Source organism: Hydrogenophaga sp. ZJX-1 (genome assembly GCF_048590325.1).
Taxonomy (GTDB): Bacteria; Pseudomonadota; Gammaproteobacteria; order Burkholderiales; family Burkholderiaceae_C; genus Hydrogenophaga.
Map to the genome: position 1 here is coordinate 586,600 of NZ_JBMBRA010000003.1, position 22,920 is coordinate 609,519.

General features: G+C 68.7%; 23 protein-coding genes and 1 riboswitch. Of the genes, 11 read left to right on the plus strand and 12 right to left on the minus strand.

The genetic code is table 11. From position 1 onward, the window contains the following. Positions 1-148 precede the first annotated feature (148 nt). The 5 genes from paaA to ACN5W5_RS11645 are packed head-to-tail and all read left to right on the plus strand — an operon-like array spanning position 149 to position 4,052. Positions 149-1,171, plus strand: a complete 1,023-nt coding sequence (gene paaA / locus ACN5W5_RS11625) for a 1,2-phenylacetyl-CoA epoxidase subunit PaaA (RefSeq protein ID WP_420048661.1) — start codon at positions 149-151, stop codon at positions 1,169-1,171. Next, positions 1,168-1,476, plus strand: a complete 309-nt coding sequence (paaB, locus tag ACN5W5_RS11630; protein ID WP_177132272.1) for a 1,2-phenylacetyl-CoA epoxidase subunit PaaB — start codon at positions 1,168-1,170, stop codon at positions 1,474-1,476. Before paaA ends, paaB begins: the two co-directional genes overlap by 4 nt. Continuing rightward, a complete protein-coding gene (paaC, locus tag ACN5W5_RS11635; RefSeq protein WP_420048662.1) occupies positions 1,476-2,408 on the plus strand; it encodes a 1,2-phenylacetyl-CoA epoxidase subunit PaaC in 933 nt (310 codons plus the stop codon). The genes paaB and paaC overlap by 1 nt, the downstream gene beginning before the upstream one ends. Before the next feature lie 5 nt (positions 2,409-2,413). After that, positions 2,414-2,938, plus strand: a complete 525-nt coding sequence (gene paaD, locus ACN5W5_RS11640) for a 1,2-phenylacetyl-CoA epoxidase subunit PaaD (protein ID WP_420048663.1) — start codon at positions 2,414-2,416, stop codon at positions 2,936-2,938. Positions 2,939-2,942: 4 nt separating this feature from the next. Beyond that, the gene (locus ACN5W5_RS11645) at positions 2,943-4,052 is read left to right on the plus strand and encodes a 2Fe-2S iron-sulfur cluster-binding protein (protein ID WP_420048664.1); all 1,110 of its coding nucleotides are present in this window, start codon (positions 2,943-2,945) and stop codon (positions 4,050-4,052) included. Positions 4,053-4,070: 18 nt separating this feature from the next. On the opposite strand, the gene ACN5W5_RS11650 is transcribed toward ACN5W5_RS11645, so the two are convergent. Together ACN5W5_RS11650 and ACN5W5_RS11655 are read right to left on the minus strand one after the other, a co-directional pair. After that, on the minus strand, positions 4,071-5,633 hold the full coding sequence (locus ACN5W5_RS11650) for a hypothetical protein (protein WP_420048665.1): 1,563 nt from the start codon (positions 5,631-5,633) through the stop codon (positions 4,071-4,073). Further along, positions 5,630-6,934 (minus strand): SPFH domain-containing protein, encoded by a 1,305-nt coding sequence (locus ACN5W5_RS11655; RefSeq protein WP_420048666.1) that lies wholly within the window; start codon positions 6,932-6,934, stop codon positions 5,630-5,632. Before ACN5W5_RS11655 ends, ACN5W5_RS11650 begins: the two co-directional genes overlap by 4 nt. Before the next feature lie 184 nt (positions 6,935-7,118). Here ACN5W5_RS11655 and ACN5W5_RS11660 point away from each other — a divergent pair, with 184 nt between their 5' ends. Together ACN5W5_RS11660 and ACN5W5_RS11665 are read left to right on the plus strand one after the other, a co-directional pair. After that, complete coding sequence (locus ACN5W5_RS11660; RefSeq protein ID WP_420048667.1) at positions 7,119-7,865, plus strand: response regulator transcription factor; 747 nt, start codon at positions 7,119-7,121, stop codon at positions 7,863-7,865. After that, entirely contained in the window at positions 7,862-10,033 is a 2,172-nt protein-coding gene (locus ACN5W5_RS11665; protein ID WP_420048668.1) for a sensor histidine kinase, read from the plus strand. Before ACN5W5_RS11660 ends, ACN5W5_RS11665 begins: the two co-directional genes overlap by 4 nt. Before the next feature lie 63 nt (positions 10,034-10,096). On the opposite strand, the gene ACN5W5_RS11670 is transcribed toward ACN5W5_RS11665, so the two are convergent. The 7 genes from ACN5W5_RS11670 to ahcY form a co-directional block, all read right to left on the minus strand. Next, on the minus strand, positions 10,097-10,693 hold the full coding sequence (locus ACN5W5_RS11670; protein WP_177132286.1) for an OmpW/AlkL family protein: 597 nt from the start codon (positions 10,691-10,693) through the stop codon (positions 10,097-10,099). 140 nt (positions 10,694-10,833) lie between these two features. Continuing rightward, positions 10,834-11,619 (minus strand): alpha/beta hydrolase, encoded by a 786-nt coding sequence (locus ACN5W5_RS11675; RefSeq protein WP_420048669.1) that lies wholly within the window; start codon positions 11,617-11,619, stop codon positions 10,834-10,836. A gap of 123 nt (positions 11,620-11,742) precedes the next feature. Next, positions 11,743-13,020: an O-acetylhomoserine aminocarboxypropyltransferase/cysteine synthase family protein gene (locus ACN5W5_RS11680; RefSeq protein WP_420048670.1), complete on the minus strand. Its 1,278-nt coding sequence runs from the start codon at positions 13,018-13,020 to the stop codon at positions 11,743-11,745. A 37-nt stretch (positions 13,021-13,057) separates the two neighbouring features. Continuing rightward, the gene (locus ACN5W5_RS11685; protein ID WP_420048671.1) at positions 13,058-13,603 is read right to left on the minus strand and encodes a septal ring lytic transglycosylase RlpA family protein; all 546 of its coding nucleotides are present in this window, start codon (positions 13,601-13,603) and stop codon (positions 13,058-13,060) included. A 37-nt stretch (positions 13,604-13,640) separates the two neighbouring features. Then, positions 13,641-14,471: a methylenetetrahydrofolate reductase [NAD(P)H] gene (metF, locus tag ACN5W5_RS11690; RefSeq protein ID WP_420048672.1), complete on the minus strand. Its 831-nt coding sequence runs from the start codon at positions 14,469-14,471 to the stop codon at positions 13,641-13,643. A gap of 38 nt (positions 14,472-14,509) precedes the next feature. After that, complete coding sequence (locus ACN5W5_RS11695) at positions 14,510-15,277, minus strand: TlyA family RNA methyltransferase (RefSeq protein WP_420048673.1); 768 nt, start codon at positions 15,275-15,277, stop codon at positions 14,510-14,512. A 148-nt stretch (positions 15,278-15,425) separates the two neighbouring features. Continuing rightward, positions 15,426-16,862: an adenosylhomocysteinase gene (gene ahcY / locus ACN5W5_RS11700; RefSeq protein ID WP_420048674.1), complete on the minus strand. Its 1,437-nt coding sequence runs from the start codon at positions 16,860-16,862 to the stop codon at positions 15,426-15,428. A 68-nt stretch (positions 16,863-16,930) separates the two neighbouring features. Next, positions 16,931-17,018: riboswitch (S-adenosyl-L-homocysteine riboswitch) on the minus strand. Positions 17,019-17,072: 54 nt separating this feature from the next. Here ahcY and ACN5W5_RS11705 point away from each other — a divergent pair. After that, a complete protein-coding gene (locus ACN5W5_RS11705) occupies positions 17,073-17,885 on the plus strand; it encodes an HAD-IIB family hydrolase (protein ID WP_420048675.1) in 813 nt (270 codons plus the stop codon). Beyond that, positions 17,882-19,117 carry an MFS transporter gene (locus ACN5W5_RS11710; protein WP_420048676.1) on the plus strand — a complete coding sequence of 412 codons (1,236 nt, stop codon included), beginning with the start codon at positions 17,882-17,884 and terminating at the stop codon, positions 19,115-19,117. Before ACN5W5_RS11705 ends, ACN5W5_RS11710 begins: the two co-directional genes overlap by 4 nt. Here ACN5W5_RS11710 and ACN5W5_RS11715 read toward each other — a convergent pair whose 3' ends face one another. Next, positions 19,118-20,254, minus strand: coding sequence for a YeeE/YedE family protein (locus ACN5W5_RS11715; RefSeq protein WP_420048677.1), 1,137 nt, complete (start codon positions 20,252-20,254; stop codon positions 19,118-19,120). A 128-nt stretch (positions 20,255-20,382) separates the two neighbouring features. On the opposite strand from ACN5W5_RS11715, the gene ACN5W5_RS11720 reads away from it, so the two are divergent. Further along, the gene (locus ACN5W5_RS11720; RefSeq protein WP_420048678.1) at positions 20,383-20,769 is read left to right on the plus strand and encodes a hypothetical protein; all 387 of its coding nucleotides are present in this window, start codon (positions 20,383-20,385) and stop codon (positions 20,767-20,769) included. Between the two features lie 30 nt (positions 20,770-20,799). Here the strand turns inward: ACN5W5_RS11720 and ACN5W5_RS11725 are convergent, their stop codons facing one another. Both ACN5W5_RS11725 and ACN5W5_RS11730 read right to left on the minus strand, forming a co-directional pair. Continuing rightward, positions 20,800-21,531 (minus strand): class I SAM-dependent methyltransferase, encoded by a 732-nt coding sequence (locus tag ACN5W5_RS11725; protein WP_420048679.1) that lies wholly within the window; start codon positions 21,529-21,531, stop codon positions 20,800-20,802. A gap of 25 nt (positions 21,532-21,556) precedes the next feature. Then, positions 21,557-21,889, minus strand: a complete 333-nt coding sequence (locus ACN5W5_RS11730) for a hypothetical protein (RefSeq protein ID WP_420048680.1) — start codon at positions 21,887-21,889, stop codon at positions 21,557-21,559. Positions 21,890-22,016: 127 nt separating this feature from the next. On the opposite strand from ACN5W5_RS11730, the gene ACN5W5_RS11735 reads away from it, so the two are divergent. Then, positions 22,017-22,919 carry an SMP-30/gluconolactonase/LRE family protein gene (locus ACN5W5_RS11735; RefSeq protein WP_420048681.1) on the plus strand — a complete coding sequence of 301 codons (903 nt, stop codon included), beginning with the start codon at positions 22,017-22,019 and terminating at the stop codon, positions 22,917-22,919. The last annotated feature ends 1 nt before the right edge of the window (position 22,920 follow it).

Here is a 22,920-nt window from a genome sequence, read left to right on the forward strand (position 1 = left end):
GTACGGAAAAGGGCGCCCTGTGCGCCCTGCCCCTCCCCGGAAAAACCCTGAGTCGATCCCAGACAATTAACCAACCGATCGGTCGGTTAATTGCATATACTGCCGCTTCACCCCATTCGGCACCCGGTTCCGGGGTCAGGAGACACGCATGTACACCCAATCTTTTTCGGTCGCCGACGGCGAGTCCAAGCCCGGACTGAAGGCCGTGGCCGCACCGGCCAGCGCCGAAGATGCCGCCTTGCAAACGCATTTCGACGCCGTGATCGACGCCGACGGCAAGATCGAACCGCGGGACTGGATGCCCGACGGCTACCGCAAGACCCTGGTGCGCCAGATCAGCCAGCACGCCCACAGCGAGATCGTGGGCATGCTGCCCGAGGGCAACTGGATCAGCCGCGCGCCCAGTCTGAAGCGCAAGGCCATCCTGATCGCCAAGGTGCAGGACGAGGGCGGCCACGGCCTGTACCTCTACAGCGCCGCAGAGACGCTCGGCACCAGCCGCGACCAGATGCTCGACGGCCTGCACAGCGGCAAAGCCAAGTACAGCTCCATCTTCAACTACCCGACGCTCAACTGGGCCGACGTGGGCGTGATCGGCTGGCTGGTGGACGGCGCGGCGATCATGAACCAGATCCCGCTGTGCCGCTGCAGCTACGGGCCGTATGCACGCGCCATGATCCGCGTCTGCAAGGAAGAGAGCTTCCACCAGCGCCAGGGCTACGAAGCGCTGCTGGTGATGATGCAGGGCACGGCCGAGCAAAAGGCCATGGTGCAGGACGCCGTCAACCGCTATTGGTGGAAGTGCCTGGCCATGTTCGGCCCGCCCGACGCCGACAGCCCCAACAGCGTGCAGGGCATGCGCTGGGGCATCAAACGCATCAGCAACGACGACCTGCGCCAGAAGTTCGTCGACGCCACCGTGCCGCAGGCCGAGGTGCTGGGCGTGACCCTGCCCGACCCGGACCTGAAGTGGAACGAGGCCCGCGGCCACTGGGACTACGGCCAGATCGACTGGGACGAGTTCTGGGCCGTGGTCAACGGCAACGGCCCCTGCAACAAGGAACGCCTGGCCACCCGCGTGAAAGCCCACGAGCAAGGCGCCTGGGTGCGCGAAGCCGCCATGGCCCACGCCGCCAAACAGCAAGCCCGCAACCTGAAGGAGGCCGCATGAACGCGCCCGCATCGACACCTGCACTGAAAGAATGGCCGCTCTGGGAAGTGTTCGTCCGCAGCAAGCAGGGCCTGGAGCACAAACACTGCGGCAGCCTGCACGCCAGCGACGCACAACACGCGCTGCAGATGGCGCGCGACGTCTACACGCGCCGCCAGGAAGGCGTGAGCATCTGGGTGCTGCCGTCCAACGCCATCACAGCCAGCGAACCCGACAGCAAGGACAGCTTCTTCGATCCGGCGGCCGACAAGATCTACCGCCACCCGACCTTCTACGAAATCCCCGAAAAAGTGGGGCACATGTGATGGCTACAACCGAACCGAGCGCCGCGCAGGGCCGCCCCAAGCAAGCGAGCGCCCCCACGGGGGGCAGCGAACCACGCGAAGCGGGGAGCGTGGGGGCTCCAGTGGACTATGTATTGCACCTGGCCGACAACGCCCTGGTGCTGGGCCAGCGCAACGCCGAATGGTGCGGCCACGGCCCCGTCCTCGAAGAAGACCTGGCGCTGGCGAACAACAGCCTGGACCTGATCGGCCAGGCGCGGCTGCTCTACCAGCACGCGGCCAGCCTGATCAACGCCGACCCGGTCGAGGCCCAGCGATTCGCGCACCTGCAGGGCGCGCGCCAGAACGGCCAGATCGCCGAAGACACGCTGGCCTACTTCCGCGACACCGCCGAGTTCCGCAACCACACGCTGATGGAGCTGCCGCACCACGGCCCGCTGGTGGGCTACGCGGTGAGCGAGCGCGACTACGCCGTGACCATCGCGCGCAACTTCCTCGTCAGCGCGCTCATGGTGCTGGTGTGGGACAGCCTGCAGGCGTCGAAGGACGCGCAACTGGCTGCCATCGCGGCCAAGTCCCTGAAGGAAGTGCGTTACCACCTGCGCCACGCGTCGGACTGGCTGGTGCGCTTTGGCGACGGCACCGGCGAATCGCAGCGCCGCGCGCAGGCGGCGCTGGACCACCTGCTGCCCTATTGCGAAGCCTTCTGGCAACCTTCCCCCGCCGAACAGGCCGCCGCAGCCGACGGCAGTGGCGTGGACGTGCGAACGCTGCGCGATCACTGGAACGCCCTGGTCAACGACACCCTGGCCGAAGCCACGCTCACGCGCCATGACCAGCCGCACGCGGGCTACGTGGCCCAGGGCCATGTGGGCGTGCACTCCGAGCACCTGGGCTTCCTGCTGGCCGAGATGCAGAGCCTGGCCCGCGCGCACCCGACCGCCGTCTGGTGAACACCATGGATGCGGCCACCCACGCTTCGCTGCAGGCCATCACCGAGGCGCTGGCGCACCTGGCCGACCCGGAAATTCCGGTCATCAGCCTGCGCGAGCTGGGCATCCTGCGCGACGTGCGCGAGGGGGCCGACGGCGTGCCCGAGGTGGTCATCACGCCCACCTACAGCGGCTGCCCGGCCATGGGCCAGATCGAGGACGACATCCATGCGGCCCTGAGCGCTGCAGGACTGCCCGGTCGCGTCATCACGCAGCTCTCGCCCGCCTGGACCACCGACTGGATGAGCGAGGCCGCGCGCGAGAAGCTGCGCGCCTACGGCATCGCTCCGCCGCAATGCGGCAGCCATGCCGACACGCCCGCCGGGGTGCTGAAGTTCAGCCGGCACGCGGTCCGGCACACCGCGGTGCCCTGCCCCCAGTGCGGCTCGCACAACACCACACAAACCTCGCCCTTCGGCTCCACCGCGTGCAAAGCCTTGTACCGCTGCCTCGACTGCCTGGAACCCTTCGACTACTTCAAGCCGTACTGAAACCATGAGCCACGCCGCACCCCGCTTCCACGACCTCACCGTCTCGCACATCCACCCCGAGGCCGCCGGATCGGTGGCGGTTTCACTGCGCATTCCGCCGGAGCTGCGCGACACCTTCGCCTTCGAGCCAGGCCAGTTCCTCACGCTGCGCACCACCATCGGCGGGCAGGACGTGCGGCGCAGCTATTCCATCAGCAGCCCGCGCAGCCTGCTCACGCAACAGGGCGAACTCACGCTGGGCATCCGGCCGGTCGAAGGCGGTGTGTTCTCGAACTGGGCCGCCACCGAGCTGAAGGCCGGAGACACCTTGCGCGTGATGCCGCCCGACGGCCGCTTCACCATCCACAAACCGCGCGCGATCCACCGCGTGGGCTTTGCGGCCGGTTCGGGCATCACCCCCATCCTGTCCATCTTGGCCAGCACGCTCGAAGAATCGGCCGACAGCAAATTCACGCTCGTTTTCGGCAACCGGCGCATGGCCAGCGTGATGTTCAACGAAGCGCTGCAAGACCTGAAAGACCGCTACCCCGGCCGCCTCACGCTGATCCACGTGCTCTCGCGCCAGGCGCAGGAAGTGCCGCTGCTCGAAGGCCGCATCGACGGCGACAAGGTGCGCGCCATCATCGCCGCGCTGCTGCCGGTGGGCAGCATGGACGAGGTGTTCATCTGCGGCCCCGACGCCATGATCGAAGCCACGCAGCAGGCGCTGCTCGACGCCGGTGTGCGGCCCGACCGCGTGCACACCGAACGCTTCACCTCCCCGACGCTGGAAGCCCTGCCCGCCGATCAGCGCCAGGCCGCGGTGCTGGGCCACCCGGCGGTCCGTACCGATGGCGAAGTGGCGTTGACCGTGGTGCTCGACGGCAAGCCCCACCAGCTGCGCATGGGCAAGGACGAACACGTGCTGGATGTGGCGCTCAACGCCGGCCTCGACCTGCCCTGGTCGTGCCGCGGGGGCGTGTGCTGCACCTGCCGCGCCAAGGTGGTGGAAGGCGCCGTCACCATGGACAAGAACTTCACGCTGGAGCCCTGGGAGACCGACAAGGGCTTCGTGCTGAGCTGCCAGGCGCGCCCGACGACCGACCGGCTGGTGGTGAGCTACGACGAACGCTGAGCCACCGGCTCCCGATCCTCAACGCAGGCTCACGCTCTGCTGCTTCCACTGCGGCATCTGCCAGCGCTGGAAAGCGCCCAGCACGCTCGGGTCGCTGGCCTGTCGCTGGGGAGCGAGCGTGGCCAGGTCGAGCACTTCGTAGCGCCGCTGGTACCGGCCCTCGCCCCGGGCCTCGCGCGCCACCAGCACCTGGCGCCCGCCCGGCACCCAGCCCGCGAGCTCGGCGTAGCCGATGCCCGGCAGGGTGGGCGCCGGCGGCAGCACGCTCAGGGTCCAGCCCCCGGCCTGCTTGCGCAACAGCCAGAGTTCGCGCCACCCCGCCATCGGCTGCACCGCCAGCGCCGCGGCATTGCCTTCGCGGTTCACGCTGAACGAGGCCGGCCACACCACGCCGTGGCTGCACTGCGTCCACAGCGGCGCACTGCCCGCCGCGCCACCGTGCAGGCTCACGCAGGTCTGCCCCGCCTGCGCGCCGGGGCTGGTGCGCAGCTGCAGACCCTTGCTCTGTGCGCTGGCGGGAACCGCTGCCCAGCGCGAGGCGTTCACGCGCATCACCGCGTCGTTCATCAGGCTCGCGTCGGTGTCGGGCAGGCCCTGTGGGTCGACCCGCGCCAATGCCTCCAGCGCGCGCCAGGCGGCGGTGGCGGCCTGCGCACCGCCCGGCGCCTGGCGCGAACGTTCGAAAGCCACCGCCGACCAGACGCTGGCGCGCCGCATCTGCAAGCGGTTCTTCAGCACCGGCGGCAGGCCCAGCGCATCGGTCTGGTCCAGCAGGCTGGCGCTGTCCTCCTGGCGCTGGATGCGCTGCAGCACACCGAGCGCGGGGTCTTCACACGCCGGGTCGGTCAGGGCCAGGGCGGCGCGGGCGCGCTGCTCGGCACTGGCCGCGGGCATGGCCAGCACGCGCCTGAACAGTTCACCGTCGTAACAGATCTGCATGCGGTCCCCGCGCTCGTGGCTGTTGAAGCGGATGCCGTAGCGCCCCGCCGCGTCCAGCTGGCCCATCAGCGCTTCCTGCGCGCTGCGCGACAGGCCCGCGGCCGAAGCCCTGTGTGCCAACCGCTGCGCTGCGCCGGCCACGGCATCGAGCACCTCCGCGCCCACGGGGCCCGACAACTGCGCCGGGCTGGCCGCCTGCAGCCAGGCCGCGCCGTAGCCAAAACCCAGGCCTTCGCTGCCCGCGCTGTCCTTGACGAAGCGCAGCACCGCCAGCAGTTCGTCGGCGTGGGCCGCGTCCAGCGACAACCGGCGCAACTGGCTGGCCCGCACGTAGCCACCGCGTTCGCGCTGGTGGTCCCAGACCTGCACATACTCCAGGCGCTCGCCGCGGATCTCCACCAGCTCGCCCTGCCACAGCCGGGCCTGCTGGGCCGCGGTCTCGCGTGGCGCGGCGCGCAGCGCCACGGCGTCCTGCACGATCAGCGCCTGTGGCGGCAGCGCCGGCGACTGCCCGTCAGCGGCACGCGCCGGGGGCGCCACGAACACCAGCAGCCAGGCCGCCGCCGCGGCCAGCACGGCCGTGGCCACATATCGCAGGCAGGTCTTCACGGTCTTCTCGGGTGGGTGGGCGGGGCCGCTCATTCTTCTTCCCCTTCGTCGACGTCAGCCCCCGAGGCGAGCGCGACGGCCTTGCCCGGGTGGCCCAACAGCCCCGAACCGATGAAGCCGCCGTCGGCCCCCGGCGCGGCGATGATGACCTGCACCTTGTCGGACAGCTTGTCGGCCATGACCTTCTGGATCAGCAGCGGATGGCGGCTCAGCAGGCTGCCTTCGCGCGCCATCTGTTCGGCGTTGGCCTTGCCCACGGCCTCCAGCCGGAACGCCTCGGCCTGCGCCAGGCGCTGGCGCGCCAGCGCTTCGCCGTCGGCTTCGATGCGCCGCGCTTCGGCGTTGCCTTCGGCGGTGCGGATGCGCGACTGCTTGTCGGCCTCGGCTTCGAGCTTGCGCTGCTCCACCTGGCGCTGCTTGAAGGGCAGCACGTGTTTCATCGCCTCTTCCTGGGCCTTGGCGGCGATCACCTGCACCTTGCCGGCGGCCTCGGCCTGCAGCTCCCGCTGCACCATCTCGGCCCGGGCTTCGAGCTCGCGTTCCTTCACGCGTTTTTCTTTCAACTCCAGCGTGTAGCGCATCTTTTCGCTGGCCATTTCTTCGGCCAGCAGGGTTTCCATGCGCTCGCTGTACTGCGGCGGCAGGTCGATCTTGCCCACCTGCACGTTGCGCAGGATCAGACCCTCGGCGGCCAGCTTCGGCTTGAGCTCGGCCTCCATGGCCTGCTGGATCTCCGTGCGTCGGGTCGAGAAGATTTCACGCGCCGTGTAGCGCGCGAAGGTCTTGTAGACCACGCCCTGCAGGGCCGGGTCCACCAGCTCGGCGCCCGGGTCCCCCTGCAGCCGGCTGGCCACCAGCGCGAGCTGGGCCGGGTTGACCGCGAAGCGCACCGTCACGTCCACGCCCAGCGACAGCCCTTCCACCGATTGCACCGGCGCCGGCCCGTCGTGGCGCGCCATCTCGGCCGACTTCCAGTTCTGGTCGCGCAGCGACAGCACCCGCAGGCGGTGCAGGCCAGGCAGCACCCAGACATTGCCCGCCCCCAGCTCCTGCTGGTGACCGGTGAGCTGGTTGGTGCGCAGCGCCGCCTGGCCCGGGTTGATCGTCAGCGCGGGCGGGTGGCGCACCAGGGTGTAACCGCCCGCGACCAGCAACAGGACCCCCACCACCACCGGGGCGGTGTGCCGGGGCAGGCGCGGCAGGCGCAGCGGCGGGCGGGGCCGTGCCGGCGGCGCGCCGTCGTCGTCGAACAGCGGCGCGGTGCTGGCGTCGGGTGCCGGCCGGGCGAAGGCCTGGCGCAGGCGGGCGGTGAGTTGCTTGAGCGAAAACGACATGGTGAAGACTCCTGGGGATCGGGGGGGCAGACGCCGCTCAACCGATGAACCCGATTCTTCGCAAGGGCCCGGGAAGCTACAACGCGGGCGCCGGGCGAGAGGCTTCATGCCCCGGCGGATTGGCTTCGCCCGCGGAAGATTCCTTCCGCGCCGCGCGGGTGGGGCCATTTCATAATGGCGCACCATGTCCAGCCCCAACCCGACCCTTTGCGTGGCCCTGATCGAGGACGATCAACCCACCAGCCGACAGCTGGCCACCTGGATCCGGTCGGCGCGACCCGACATCCGGATCGACCAGTGGTTCAACCGCGACGACGCGGAAAACGCCATCAACCGCGTGCCCTACGACCTGGTGGTGCTCGACATCGAACTCGGCCACGAGCGCCATGCCGGCGTGGCCCTGATCAACGCGATCAACAAGAACCGCCAGGGCACGCCGGTGCTGGTGGTCTCGGCCATGCCCGCGGCCATCTACCGCAGCATCATGAAGGCGCTGGACGCCTGGGACTACCTGCAGAAGACCACCTTCGAAGAACACGATTTCATCGAGACCTTTCTGGACATCCTGCGCGTCTCGCGCAAGCAAGCCGCGGTGGCCGCGCCGGCGACGCCCGCCGAAGAGCTGAGCCTGGACCCGCTGTGGCAACGCACGCCGATCTGGCGCGGCCAGCGCATCAACCTGCCACTGACCGCGCAACGCATCCTGGCCACGCTGCATCAGCGGGCAGGCGAGGTGGTGTCGTACGAAGATCTGTTCGACGTGGTCAAGAGCGGGCGCAACCGCGACAACGTGCGCAAGCACGTGAGCACCATCCGTGACGCCTTCCGCGAGGTGGACCCGCAGTTCGAGGGCATCGAAAACGTCCCCATGCGGGGCTTTCGCTGGGTCCGCGCGGCCCTGGTTTCCGCGCCCGGCCGAAAGCCCGCATGAAGGTGCCGGGCCTCGACCTGCCCCGCTTTCGCATGGGCCAGCTCGGCGTGCCGCGCCTGGGGCTGGCCGGCTTTCGGCGGCGCATCTTCTTTCGCGCCGTCTTTGCGCTGCTGGTGCTGGCCACGCTGGGCCTGGCACTGACCGTGCTGCGGCACGAAAAGGAGCGCAGCTACCTCAACTACCAGAACAGCTTTCGCAAGACCCAGTCGGAGATCCTCGCGCGCCTGCGCCACCCGGCCGGTCAGCTCGCCCTGCTCAATCCGCAGCACACACCGGCCACGCCCGGCCAGGGCGTCGAGCTGTCGCCGCTGCTGCTGCCCTTTGGCGCGCTCGACTTCGACGACCCGTTCAAGGCCCAGCAGGCGCTGGAGAGCTCGGGTTGCGCCGTGTTGTTCCAGGACGGCTCCAGCGCCTGCGCGGCGATCGGCAGCAACCCCTACGCAGGCGGCTTCGTCTACCTCGCGGGCAGCTTCGTCAGCCCGCCGCTGGTGGGCCGCCAGCGGGGCCAGCTGGACTTGCAGGACGTGCACCGCGCCCGGGTGCACCTGACGCTGCGCGGCCAGACCACCCGCTGGATCGCGCCGCTGGAGCTGGTGGCCAGCGCCCGTGGCCAGCCGCAGGCGCCGCTGGTGGGGCGCTGGGCCGGCTTTCGGGCACCCGAGGCCGGCGCGGAGCCCGACACGCTGCAACGCAAGACCCGCCCGGTGCGGGACTTCCGCGGCTGGGTCTGGCAAAGCCCGGACTGCGCCGACGAAGGCCAGGCGCAGCCCGACTGCCCGCGCCGCGCCTTCTATTCCATCCGCCTGCCCTCGGACGCCCTGCGCGTGGCCCACCTGCCGCCCGCCCGGGTGGTCTGGCCGCCCGCCGATCTCGCCGACATCCGCGTGGGGCTGCAGATCGTGGGGCCCGCGTCCGCGCAACTGCTGGACACCACCGCGCCGCGCCAGGCCGAGCCCTCCGCGCTGGCCGAACTGGCGCAGTCCCTGCTGCCGGGCGAAAGCCTGCAGATCCAGCGATTGGCCAGCACCCTGGCCCCGGGCCTCACGCGTCCCCCCGCCACGCAGACCCTGCAAGGCAGCGCCGACCCGGGCGAGCGCGAATCGCCCTGGGTGCGCCACATCGTGGGCCTGCTGCCGGTGGGCGCCCAGGTGCCGCCGCTGCAGGCGGTGGACACCGTGGCCACGCCGGTGGGCCGCTTCGAGATCACGCTGACGGGCGACGTGCGCACGGTGGAGCGCCGCATCAGCATCGTCGCCACGCGCCTGCTCTGGCTGGTCGGGGCCATGCTGGGCGCGATCGTGCTGGCCTGGCTGCTGATCGAGATCGGGCTCATCCGCCGCGTGACCCAGCTCACCCGGCGCGCCGCGGCGGTGTCGTACAACGTGCACGCGCCCCTGCCGGAAAACCGGCTCGCCGACCTGGACGTGAGCGACCTGCGCGGCAGCGACGAACTCGGCATCCTGGCCGGGGGCCTGTCCGACCTGTTGCAACGGGTGAAGAACGACATCTCGCGCGAACACCAGCGCGCCCAGCAGGAGCTGGACATGTGGCACGCCGTGGGGCACGAGATCATGTCCCCGCTGCAGTCGCTGATGGTGCTGCACGGCCGGCCCGAGGACCCGAGCCACCGCTACGTGCAGCGCATGCAGCAGGCCGTCAAGGTGCTGTACGGGCACGCCTCACCGAGCGAGGCCATCGTCGCCGCCGACATGGCCAGCGAGCGGCTGGACATCCACGCCTTCCTGCGGCAGATCGCCGACAACGCGCACTTCTCCGGCATCGACGACGTGCGCTACCTGGACGCCGACAACACCGGGCTGGCGGGCCTGCAGGTGCGGGCCGATGGCTTCGCACTGGAAGACGTGGTCACGCACCTCCTGAGCAACGCCCAGCGCTGCCGCACACCGGGCACCGCCATCACGCTGTCACTGACGGCCGATCCGCAACACGCCTGGATCGCGGTGCACAACCAGGGACCGGCGATAGCCGCAGCGCTGCTGCCGCGCATTTTTGACTACGGCGTGTCCGACCTGCCGCCGACCGAAGGCCACCGAGGCCAGGGCCTGTTCGTGGTCAAGACCTACATGGCCAAGATGGGCGGCACGGTGCAGGCGCGCAACGTGGCCGATGGCGTGGTGTTCACGCTGGGGCTGGCCCGCATGGCCTGAACGCACAAAAAAAGCCCGGACGCTGGACGCGCCGGGCCTGGACTCGGGTGAAACGGTTGGGGGTCAGAACTTCCAGCCCACACCGACACCCAGCAACAGCGGGTCCACCTTCAGCTTGCCGATCTCGGTGCCTCCCGCGCTCACCTTGGTGGCGATCTGGACCTTCTTCACGTCGACGTTCAGGTACATCGTGTCGGTCAGGCGAAAGTCCATGCCCGCCTGCAGCGCCAGACCGAAGCTGTTGCGCTTGATGTCCACGCCAGCGGGCAGGTTCACCGAGCTGAAGCGGGTGTAGTTCAGGCCCGCGCCCACGTACGGCTTGAAGGCCCCCAGGTCCGTGAAGTGGTACTGCACCGTCAATGTGGGGGGCAGGTGCTTCAGGCTGCCGATGGGGGCGCCGCCCGCGGTCAGTGTGTGCTTCTGGGGCACGGTCAGGATCAGTTCGGCCGCCAGGTTCGAACTCATGAAATAGGTGAAATCAACTTCGGGCAGCCACTTGTCGTTGACGGCGAGGTCCAGGCCCGTGCTGTCCTTGTTGGCGCTGTCCAGGTGAACGGCGCGGGCACGCACCAGCAGGTTTCCTGCCTTGAAGTCCTGCGCCAGTGCGGCGCCCGATCCCAGCAAGCAGAGAGCGGCAACGGCAACGATGTGCTTCTTCATGGTCTTCCTTCAGTCCTTGACACGGGAACATTCCCGGCAGGCATTACAGAAGACCCGGCATGGGACCCATTTGCTAAAGATCAAACGGCACCGCGCACAAATACGGTGCGGCGCCGGAAATGCGGACGAATTGATTCAGATCAATCCCCAGCCAGCGCCTCCAGCAGCGCACGGTCGTAGACCGGATGGGTGCCGATGTCGTTGTGGTTGGCGCCCGCCACCACGACCGTACGCGCAACACCCGGCTTGAAATGCATGGCAAGTTGCGCCGTGCGCCCGGGCCGGATCAGCGTGTCGTGTTCGGCGACGATGAGCGTGGTGGGCGCGCTGATGCGACCGGCCACCGCCGCCGAATCGAAACGGTCCCGGATCAGCCAGCGCACCGGCAACCAGGGGTAGTGCTCGACCGCCACGTTCTCGATGCTGTCGTAGGGCGTGATCAGGGCCAGCCGGGCCACCGACCGCTCGCTCGCGAGGCGGGCGGCGACGCCGCTGCCCAGGCTGCGGCCGATCACATTGATCTCCGCGTGCTCGCGCCGCACATGCTCGTACAGCGCGAGGGCGTCTGCGTGCAGGGCGGGCTCGCCGGGTTCACCCGTGCTCTGCCCGTAGCCGCGGTAGTGCATCAGATACAGCGCATGGTCGGGAAACAGGCGCTCGAGCTGGGGCCGGGTGCCCGACACGTCCTCGGCGTTGCCACCGAAATAAAGGATCGCCGGCGCGCCGGGCCTCGACCGCAGGCTGATCTGCAGCGTGGCACCGTCCACCGGCAGCGTCAGCGAATCACCCGCCTGCCGGGCCGGCTGCGGGTGGTACAGCATCGAACGTTGCCAGGCATCCCTGTCACTGCAACCCGCCAGGTACAGCAGCGCCAGCCCGGCGGCGGCCCAGAGCCGCATCAGGCGCAGAGCCTGGAGGATTCGCATGGCAGGTTCAACTCCACCACCGGAGCGCGTGCCCCATCCCAGCGCACGCCGAAGATCCGGCTTCGCCGGTCCAAGGGCGTGGTCCCCCCTTGGGGGGGAAGCCGCGAAGCGGCGCAGGGGGGGTCACACCCTGCTCAGCGCCTGCTCCAGATCGGCGATCAGGTCGTCGATGTGTTCGATGCCGATCGACAGGCGAACCATCTCCGGGCTCACGCCGGCTTTCTTCATTTCGTCGGCGTTGAGCTGGCGGTGGGTGGTGGTGGCCGGGTGGCAGGCCAGCGACTTGGCATCGCCGATGTTCACCAGGCGCGTGAACAGCATCAGTGCGTCCTGGAAACGCGCGCCGGCCGCGATGGCGTCGGTCGACTTCAGGCCAAAGCTGATGATGCCGGACGCCTTGCCGTCCATGTATTTCTGCACCAGCGCGTGGTCTTTGTGGTCGGACAGGCCGGCGTAGTTGACCCAGTCCACCTTGGGGTGGTTTTGCAGACGCGTGGCGATCTTGACCGCGTTCTCGCAGATGCGGTCCATGCGCAACGCCAGCGTCTCGATGCCCTGCAGGATCTGGAACGCGTTCATGGGCGAGAGCGCCGCGCCCATGTTGCGCAGCGGCACCACGCGGGCGCGCCCGATGTAGGCGGCTGCGCCCAGCGCTTCGGTGTAGACCACGCCGTGGTAGCTCACGTCGGGCTCGTTCAGGCGCTTGAAGCGCGCCTTGTGCTCGGCCCAGGGGAACTTGCCGCTGTCGACGATGGCGCCGCCGATGGTGGTGCCGTGGCCGCCCAGGTATTTGGTCAGCGAGTGCACCACGATGTCGGCACCGTGTTCGAACGGGCGGCACAGGTAGGGGCTGGACACGGTGTTGTCCACGATCAGCGGCAGGCCGGCCGCGTGGGCCACGGCGGCGAGCGCGCCGATGTCGGTCACGTTGCCCAGCGGGTTGCCCACCGATTCGCAGTAGATCGCCTTGGTGCGCTCGTCGATCAGCGCGGCGAAGGCCGCCGGGTCACGCGGATCGGCGAAGCGCACCGTGATGCCCTGCTGCGGGAAGGTGTGGGCGAACAGGTTGTAGGTGCCACCGTAGAGCGTGGAGGCCGAAACGATGTTGTCGCCGGTTTCGGCGATGGTCTGGATCGCCGCCGTGATGGCCGCCATGCCCGAGGCCATGGAGAGTGCGCCCACGCCGCCTTCGAGCGCCGCCAGGCGCGCTTCGAGCACGCCGTTGGTGGGGTTCATGATGCGGCTGTAGATGTTGCCCGCGACCTTGAGGTCGAACAGGTCGGCACCGTGCTGCGTGTCGTCGAACGCGTAGGCCACGGTCTGGTAGATCGGCACCGCCACCGCCTTGGTGGTGGGATCGGGGGTGTAGCCGCCGTGCACGGCGATGGTTTCGATTCTCATGCGGTCTCCAGGAGGTTGTTGTTGGGCGGACGGGGGATCATTCTCTCAGCAGCTCCACCATGGTCACGCCGCGGTGGCGCACACCCAGGGCGGTGATCGCGGCCTGGCTCAGATCGATGATGCGGCGGTGTTTGTAGGGACCACGGTCGTTGATGCGCACCACCACTTCCTTGCCGGTTTGCACGCTGCGCACCCGCACCTTGGTGCCGAAGGGCAGGGTCTTGTGCGCGGCGGTGAAATCGTGCATGTCGTAGCGTTCACCGCTGGCCGTGCGCCGGCCGTGAAAACGGTTGCCGTACCAGGACGCCAGTCCTTTGTCGATCAGCGGCGCCGAACTGGACGGTACGGCCAGCGGGTCGTCGTCCCGAGGAGGCGCTTCGGCGGCGGTCGGGTCGGGCACCGCAACCTCACCGGAAGGCACCGGCTGCGATGGGGACGGGTCCGCGGGCGCTGCACGGACCGCCGTGTCGATGGGCGCATCCACCCGCACGGGCGTGGGCACGGCGCACGCGGTCAGCAGCGCAGCCAGCAGGACCGGCGCCAGACGCAGGCGACCGGTGGGGTGTTTCCAGGTGCGGGGCATGGCGTTTCCTCTCTGCATTCCGGGCCAGCCCCCGACCTTAACCCAGCCCAAGACGCTTCACGATCTCCAGCGTCGCCACGCTCTGGTTCATGGTGTAGAAGTGCAAAGCAGGCACACCGGCGTTGCGCAGCTGGTCACACAGGTCGGTGACCACGTCAAGGCCGAAGGCCTTGATGGAAGCGATGTCGTCGCCATAGGCCTGCAGGCGCAGGCGGATCCAGCGCGGGATCTCGGCGCCACACGCGTCGGAAAAGCGCATCAGCTGGGTGGAACTGGTGATCGGCATGATGCCCGGCACCACCGGCGCGTCGACACCGAGCTTGCGCGCCTCATCGACGAAGCGGAAGTAGGCATCGCTGTTGTAGAAGTACTGCGTGATGGCCGAGTCGGCGCCGGCGCGCACCTTGGTGGCGAAGGCCTGCAGGTCCGACTCGGGCGATTTCGCCTGCGGGTGCACCTCGGGATAGGCGGCCACCTCGATGTGGAAGTCGCGCCCGGTCTCGGCGCGGATGAAGGCCACGAGGTCGCTCGCGTAGTGGAACTCGCCGCCGATGCCGTAGCCGCTGGGCAGGTCGCCGCGCAAGGCCACCAGGCGCTTGACACCCATGGCCTTGAGCGTGGTCAGCTGCTCACGCACGCTGGCCTTGGTGGCGCCGATGCACGAGAAGTGTGAGGCCGCGTCCACGCCCTCGGCGAGGATGGCGCCCACGGTGTCGAAGGTGCCCTGCTGCGTGGAGCCTCCCGCGCCGTAGGTGACCGAGCAGAACTCGGGCTTCTGCCCATACAGCTGCTGCCGAACGGCACGCAGTTTCTCGGCGCCTTCGGGCGTCTTGGGCGGGAAGAATTCAAAACTCACTGGCAACGCCATGGTGATTCCTTGTCGAGCGTCGGGCCTGCTAGGCGGCTTCAAGCAGCCCGCTTCGCCCAGACGAAAAATTCGCGGTTGCCGTCACCACCGGTGATGGCACTTTCAAAATAGTCCTGCAGCGCCAGGCCGTTGTCCAGGCAGGCCCGTGCAATGCGCTCGCGCACCAGCACATAGCTCGCCGCGTCCTTCACCAGGCCTCCCTTGCCGATCTGGCCCGGTTGCAGTTCGAACTGCGGCTTGACGAGCATCAGCAGGCTGCCTTGTGGTTTGAGCAGCGGCACGATGGCCGGCCAGACCAGCGTCTGCGAGATGAACGACAGGTCGCCCACGACCAGGTCGAACGGTGCGGCGGCATTTTCGCCGGCCGCATCCACCAGCTGCTGCGCCGTCAACTCGCGCGCGTTGCATTTTTCAATACAGACCACACGTTCGTCGACCCGCAGCTTCGGGTGCAACTGGCTCTGGCCCACGTCCACGCCCACCACCTGGGCGGCACCGCGCTGCAGCAGGCAGTCGGTAAAACCACCGCTGCTCTGCCCCACGTCGAGGCAGCGTTGACCGGTCACGTCCAGACCGCAATGCGTGAGCGCGCCGTCGAGCTTGAGCCCGCCGCGCGACACGAAACGCGACTCCGCCGTGTCCAGCAGCTCCAGCTCCACCGTCTCACGCAGCTCGTCGCCGTTTTTGCTCACTGCTTTCCAGTCGCCGCCAGGCAGACGCCAGCGCACCCCCGCAGCGATCAGCCGCTGGGCCTGCGAGCGCGAAGCGGCGAGGCCTCGCTCGACAATCAACTGATCAGCACGCATGGGTGGCACAGAGCAACGAATAGAGCAACCTCGTCGGAGCGAAACGAGCGGTCCGAAGGCCGCGAGCCCCAGGGCGCCGTGGAACTGGCTTTGCCGGGCCGCCAGCGCCGCCCCCTGGGGGGTGACGCCGAAGGCGGCGCGGGGGGGATCAATACCGATACGTGTCCGGCTTGTACGGGCCTTGTTTCGGCACGCCGATATAGGCCGCCTGCTCGTCGCTCAGTTCGCTCAGCATCGCGCCGACCTTCTTCAGGTGCAGGCGCGCGACCTTCTCGTCCAGGTGCTTGGGCAACACATAGACCTTGCCGTTTTCGTAGTAGTCGCTGTGCGTGAACAGCTCGATCTGCGCAATGGTCTGGTTGGCAAACGAAGACGACATCACGAAACTGGGGTGGCCGGTGCCGCAGCCCAGGTTCACCAGGCGGCCTTTGGCCAGCAGGATGATCTTCTTGCCGTCCGGGAAGATCACGTGGTCCACCTGGGGCTTGATCTCTTCCCACTGGCATTTCTCTTCCAGCTTGGCGACCTGGATCTCGTTGTCGAAGTGGCCGATGTTGCAGACGATGGCCTGGTCCTTCATGGCGGCCATGTGTTCGAAGGTGATCACATCGCGGTTGCCGGTGGTGGTCACGAAGATGTCGGCCTTGTCGGCGGCGTATTCCATCGTGACGACCCTGTAGCCTTCCATCGCGGCCTGCAGCGCGTTGATGGGGTCGATCTCGGTCACCCAGACCTGGGCGCTCAGGGCGCGCAGGGCCTGGGCCGAGCCCTTGCCCACGTCGCCGTAACCGGCCACGCAGGCAACCTTGCCGGCGATCATCACGTCGGTGGCGCGCTTGATGCCGTCCACCAGCGATTCGCGGCAGCCGTAGAGGTTGTCGAACTTGCTCTTGGTCACCGAGTCATTGACGTTGATCGCGCGGAACATCAGGCTGCCCTTGGCCGACATTTCCTTCAGGCGGTGCACGCCCGTGGTGGTCTCTTCGGTCACGCCGATGATCTCAGCGCTCTTGCGGCTGTACCAGGTGCTGTCAACGGCGAGCTTGGCCTTGATGGCCGCAAACAGGATGCGCTCTTCTTCGCTGCCGGGGTTGGCCAGCACGCTCTGGTCCTTCTCGGCCTGCTTGCCCAGGTGCATCAGCAGCGTGGCGTCGCCGCCATCGTCCAGGATCATGTTCGGGCCTTCGCCTTCGCTGCCCTTGGGGCCGAAGTCGAAGATGCGGTGGGTGTAGTCCCAGTAGTCGGTCAGGGTTTCGCCCTTGACGGCGAACACCGGCGTGCCGGCGGCGGCGATCGCGGCGGCGGCGTGGTCCTGCGTCGAGAAGATGTTGCAGGAAGCCCAACGCACTTCGGCGCCCAGCGCTTGCAGGGTCTCGATCAGCACGGCCGTCTGGATGGTCATGTGCAGCGAGCCGGTGATGCGCGCGCCCTTGAGCGCCTGCTTGGGTGCGAACTCTTCGCGGATGGCCATCAGGCCGGGCATCTCGGTCTCGGCGATGCGGATTTCCTTGCGGCCCCAATCGGCCAGGCCGATGTCGGTGATGACGCAGTCGGCGTTGACGGCGTTGGGAATGCGTGCGTTCATGGTTCGCTCCAGTTGAGGTTGGCAAAAACCACTGGACGCGGGGGCAAAAAAAAGCCCATCGCACGTTCAGTGGATGAGCGTCGTTGCATGGATTTCCGAGCCTCACGCCCCGCGCTGACCGGTGGTCAGGGGTGCGCTGCAACGCTCCTCGGATCGCAAGATTCTACCGCAGACGGGTTTTTTTGACATCTGCGAAACTGTTCAACCTTTATGCCTCATCTCTCGCTTTCAGACTGGCCGGCGGCCGCGCGCAGCCACATCCACGGTGTGCTCACCGACATCGACGACACCCTCACCAGCGGAGGGGCGATCACGCCCGACGCGCTGGCCGCCCTGCACGCGCTGCGCGCCGCGGGCCTGCCGGTGTTCGCCATCACCGGCAGGCCCGCGGGCTGGAGCGAAGCCTTTGCGCTGGACTGGCCGGTCAACGCCATCGTGGCCGAAAACGGTGCCGTGGCGCTGTCGCGCGGCGCGGACGGCGGGCTGCACAAGACCTACCTGCAGGACACCGCCACACGGCAAACAAACTTCGCGCGCCTGCAGGCGGTGGCGCAGCGCATCCTGGCCGAGCTGCCGCAGACCCGCCTGTCGCAGGACAGTCCCGGGCGCGAGACCGACATCGCCATCGACCACAGCGAGTTCACCCAGCTGGACGGCGCAACCATCGCGCAGGTGGTGCGCCTGATGCAGGCGGGCGGCCTGAATGCCACCGTGAGCTCCATCCACGTCAACGGCTGGATCGGCCAGCACGACAAGCTGGCGGGCGCGCGCTGGGTCGTGCACGAACAACTCGGCCGGGATCTGGACGCCGAGCTCGACCACTGGGTCTACGTCGGCGACTCGACCAACGACGCGGTCATGTTCGGCCACTTCCCGCACAGCGTGGGCGTGGCCAACGTGGCGCGGTTCTGGGACCGGCTCACGCACCGGCCGCGCTATGTGACAGCGGGCGAACGTGGTGTCGGCTTTGCCGAGGTGGTGCGGGCCCTGCTGGACGGCCGCGGGACGAAGGCCGCGGCATGAGCGAACACCCGCTGCCTCCGGTCCACAGCGGCACCACCCTCCCGACGGTGGCGCCGACCCACGCACGGCTGGGCCTGGTGGCCATCTTCGGCTCCACGTTCTTCGAGCTGGTGGGCTACTTCATGCTCATGCCGCTGTTGCTGTTGCGCCTCAAGGGCGACGGTGTGTCCAACGCGCTGGCGGGCCTGCTGGCGGCCACAGGCTGGGTGGGCGTGTTCGCCATCACGTCGTTTGCTTCGGCCATCACGCAGCGGCTGGGGCGCAGGCCCACGCTGTGGCTGGCGGCGCTGGTGCCGGTGCTCAGCACGACCGGCTTCCTGTTCACCAGCTGGCTGCCCGCCTGGTTTGTGTTCGAGTTTGTGGCCGGCGCTGCGTCAGGCCTGCGCTGGGTGCTGGCCGAAGCGGTGGTGGCCGAGTTCGCGTCACCCCGCCAGCGCGGGCGCATGGTGGGCCTGTTCGAAACCATGGTCGGCACCACCTTCGTGATAGGCCCCGCGCTGCTGGCGGCCGTGGGTGCGCAGAGCGCGCTGGCGTTGTGGCTGGTGCTCGCCAGCATGAGCATCGGCCTGGTGTGGAGCCTGCTGATCCCGCCGCTGCCTCGCGCCCACGATGCCCACAGCGCGCGCGTCGGTCTGCACGGCGTGTGGCACGCGCTGCGCGCGCACCCGCTGATCATGACGGTGGGTTTTGTCGGTGGGTTTTTTGAGAGCGGGCTCACGTCCATCCTGCCGCTGTACGGCCTGGCCCTGGGCCTGGGTGCCACGGCGGCGGCCCTGCTGGTCTCGGCCAGCGGTCTGGGCAGCGCGCTCATGATGCTGCCCGCCGGGTTGCTGGCCGACCGGCTGAGCGCACACCCGCGCTGGGGCAGCGCAGGTCGCGCACGGCTGGCGATCATGCACGCCTGCGCATTGGTCACACTGGCGGCCACGGCGCTGATTCCTTTCGTGGCCGGCACGCCCTGGCTGGCGGCGGCGGTGGCCTTCCTGTGGGGTGGCGCCGGCGGCAGCCTCTACACGCTGGCGATGATCGACATCGGCTCGCGCGAACAGGGCATCACCCTGGTCAACAGCACGGCGGTGCTGGTGCTCTCGTACACCCTGGGCGGCGTGCTGGCGCCCGCGCTGGGGGCCGCCATGCTGGACTGGGCGCCGGTGCTCGGCTTTCCTTCGCTGCTGCTGGCCGTGGCCGGACCCGGCTGGTGGCTGCTGCGCCGCGCCAACCGCGCCGGTTGATCAGGGTGCTGCGGTCGGAGCGCTGGCCGCCAGCGGGGTTGGCATCGACGAAGGGGCTGGCGCAGGCGCTGGCTTGTGGGCACCGTCAAACACCCGGTCGGCCACGCCGCCACCGATCCACATGCCCACCAGCGTCACCCAGGCCGTGACGGCGAAGATGGCACCGCCGGTCATGCCGGCACCCACGGCGCAGCCGCCGGCCAGCATGGAGCCAAAACCCATGAAGATGGCACCGATGATGTAGCGCGGCATGGTGTAACCACCGCCAAAACCTTCCAGCTTCCAGTCCCGGCCGACCAGGGCGCCGATCAGCGAACCCAGGAACACGCCGGGCATGAGGCCGAGGTCAAAATTCCAGGGCTCGCCAGGGTTGCTCAACACCCGCATCAGCCATTCGGCCGAAGGGCCGCTGAAGGTCATGCCCTGGATCTGCACCGGCTCGAACGAATGCGCCAGCACCTGGTAGGTGGCCAGCCAGGCCAGTGCCACGGCCAGCCCGGTGCCGATGCCCCCGGCCCACTTCCAGAATCCCCAGCCGCTGTAGTAGGCAAAGAAGCCCGCCGTCACCAGCCACACCGCGGCGAATGCCAGCCCGTCCATCGGGCCGACGCCCACCACCGCCAGCAGGCTGCGCGCGGGGCCACCGTCCACCGTCCACCAGCCGGCGATGGTTTCGCGCCAGGGCGCCAGCACGCCACTGAGCGAAGCCTGCGCCGTCACGGCAAAGATCAGCCCCGAGAGCAGCGCCCGCAGGTTGCCGTTGGCCGAGAGCACCAGCAGGCGGCTCGCGCAGCCGCGCGTCATGACCATGCCCACGCCGAAGATCAGACCACCGATCAGCGCACCCGAGAGGCTGCCACGGGAAGACAGCTGGCGTGCGGTGCTCACGTCGAGCAGCCCCGAGACCACGAACAGCTGCACCGCCACCACGGCGGTGGAAAAGGCCAGCAGCCAGACCGCGAGCTTCTCGCCGAACTTGCCGTGCCAGAACTCGATCACCGCCGCGCGCAGGCAGAACCTGGAGCGTTGTGCAAAAAAGCCGAACGCCAGCCCGGTGAGCAGGCCACAGACCGCCAGCACACCCGGTTCACCAAAACGCTCGATCCAGCCCGTCCAGTCCATGGCCACTCCGTTCATGAAAATATGCGCAAGTTGGCATGTTACGCCCCGCTGCGGCGTGGGACTTGATGCGGCGCAACATCTGGCGCCGTGGTGATAGCGGGTAAGCTCAAACCACCCTGCCCACTGTCCCTGAAAGGAACCCCATGGCCATCCCCTGGCTGGTTGCCCTGAAAGTCATTCCCTGGGGCGACGTGATCGAACATGCGCCCAAGGTGCTCAACGCCGCGCGCAAGTTGCTGGAACGGCAGCGCGCTCCGGCGCCGCCCCCCGAAGCGCCGAAAGAAGTGATCGACGCACCGGGCGCCACCGAGCCCGGCCTGGCCGCACTCAACGCCCGCCTGCTCAGTGCGCAACAGGAGATCACCCAGTTGACGCAGACCCAGACCCAGCTCACCCAGACGGTGACCGAGCTCGCCGAACAGAACGCCCGGCTGGTCGGTGCGGTGGAAGTGCTGCGGGTGCGCACGCGCCTGCTGCTCTGGGGCGTGGCCGTGCTGTTGCTGGGCGTGGCCTGGCTGGCCTGGCGCTGATCCGGCACCAGCGAAGGCGGTGACGGCAGCTCAACGCCGCTGAAACGGGGCCTGGTAGAGCCACACCGGTTTGCCGTCCACGTTCTGCAACCGTGCGCGGTGCGCCCAGCCGACCGCTTCGAACTCCAGACTGACCAGCCAGCTCCCGGGCCGCAGCTCCCTGGCCGCCTTGTCCATCGCGCGCGGCATGCTCTCCGGACGCTGGAACAGATAGACCAGGTCGTAGCCCGACCAGTCTGCGGCCCAGATATCGGCCCGGCGCACCTGGGCAAACCGGCAGCGCAAGGCGCACAGGGCGGTCAGCGGCCAGCTCCATTCGAGGCCCTGGATGCGCGCCTGGGGGTATTCACCGTGCAGCGCCTTCAGACCGGCCCCGAGCCCGCAGCCCGCGTCCACCACCTGCGCACCGTCGGGCAGCGGTGCCTTCAAGGCCAGGCCCTTCAGCGCCAGAGCCGGGGTAGGAAACAGCGGCGCGTCGCGCCAGGTGTTGAGCGGGTACAGCGCCAGCAGCAGCGTCAGCGGCAGCAGCCATATCCAGCCCGGCAGCGCACCGGCCGCCCCCGTGGCCAGCAAGGAGAGCGGAAAGCCCCCGAGCATGAACGCCCGGCGCCAGGGGGTTCGGCCGGTCCAGGCCGGCGCGCCCGAGACCAGCAGCGCCAGCACGAACGCCGCCACGGCCCCCAGCCCCGCCGCGCGCAACCCCACGAAGACCACCCAGGCGAGCGCCCAGGTCAGCAGTGCGGGGAGTGGCCAGATCAGCATGGTGCGGCATTGTCGCCGCTGCGGGTCAGGTATCTTGTTCGGACGGCACGGTCTGCAGCGTCGCGTCGCAGCCCACGCCGGCGGCGATCCAGCGCCGCGCCAGCCGGCGCAGCAGCGGCGCAGCCCAGCGCCAGTGCGGACCGAGCACGCCTTCGGCATCGCTGATGGCACCGCAACGGTACAGCGCCTCGGCGTCGCTCCAGCGCAGCGCGTCACAGGCGCCATGCCGCTTGCGCGAAATCACCTGACCCAGCGGGCAGGGTTCGGCCAGGCAACACACGCCGCAACCATTGCAGGGCGCGCCCGACAAGGGCTTGAGGGGCGCTGCCGGGTGGATGTGAATGACCTGATGTGCCATCGGCGCAGCGTACCGCACGGGCTTCGCGGAGCGCCGCGTCGCGCAGGTGATTGGTTCCGCTTGCGACCGGCCAGCGTCGTGCCCTAAGGTGGAGCCGTTCCCACCCCCAAAACATTCAGGAGACACCATGACCATCCCCGCGCCGTTTTCGCCGTTCATCTCGGGCTACACCTTCTTTGAAAGTCCGCGCTGGCACGACGGGCAACTCTGGCTGTCGGACTTCTACACCCAGCAGATCGTGCGGGTGACCCTGCAGGGCGAGGTGACGCCGGTGGCCGAGGTTCCCGAGCAACCCTCGGGCATGGGCTGGCTGCCCGACGGTCGCCTGTTGGTGGTGTCAATGCGTGACCGCCGCATCCTGCGACAGGAAGCCGACGGCCACCTCGTCACCCACGCCGACCTCTCGTCGGTGGCGCTCGGACACCTCAACGACATGGTGGTCGATGCCCAGGGCCGCGCCTATGTCGGCAACTTCGGCTTCGACCTGATGGGCGGCGGCACGCCGCAAACAGCCACCCTGGCGCGGGTGGATCCCGACGGTTCGGTCCAGGTGGTGGCCACCGACCTCTATTTCCCCAACGGCAGCATGATCACGCCCGATGGCCAGACCCTGATCGTGGGCGAAACCATGGGCAACCGCATTTCGGCCTTTGACATCCAGGCCAATGGTGCCCTGGGTCCCCGCCGCGACTGGGCCCGCTTCGGTGAACTGCCGGCACTGACCGACATGGCCTCGGTGCTGGGCAGCCTGGCCGCCGCGCCCGACGGCGCCACACTCGACGCCGACGGCGCGGTCTGGTTTGCCGATGCGGTCGGTCACCGCGTGGTGCGCATGGCCCCCGGCGGCGAAGTCCTCGAAAGCCGTTCCACGGGCGAACAGGGTGCCTTCGCCTGCACGCTGGGCGGCCCGGACGGGTGCACCCTGTTTGTTTGTGTCGCCCCGGACTTCAATGAACACGCCCGCCGGGCGGCACGCGAGGCCGCGGTCTGGACCACAACGGTCAGCGTGCCGGGCGCCGGGCGCCCCTGAA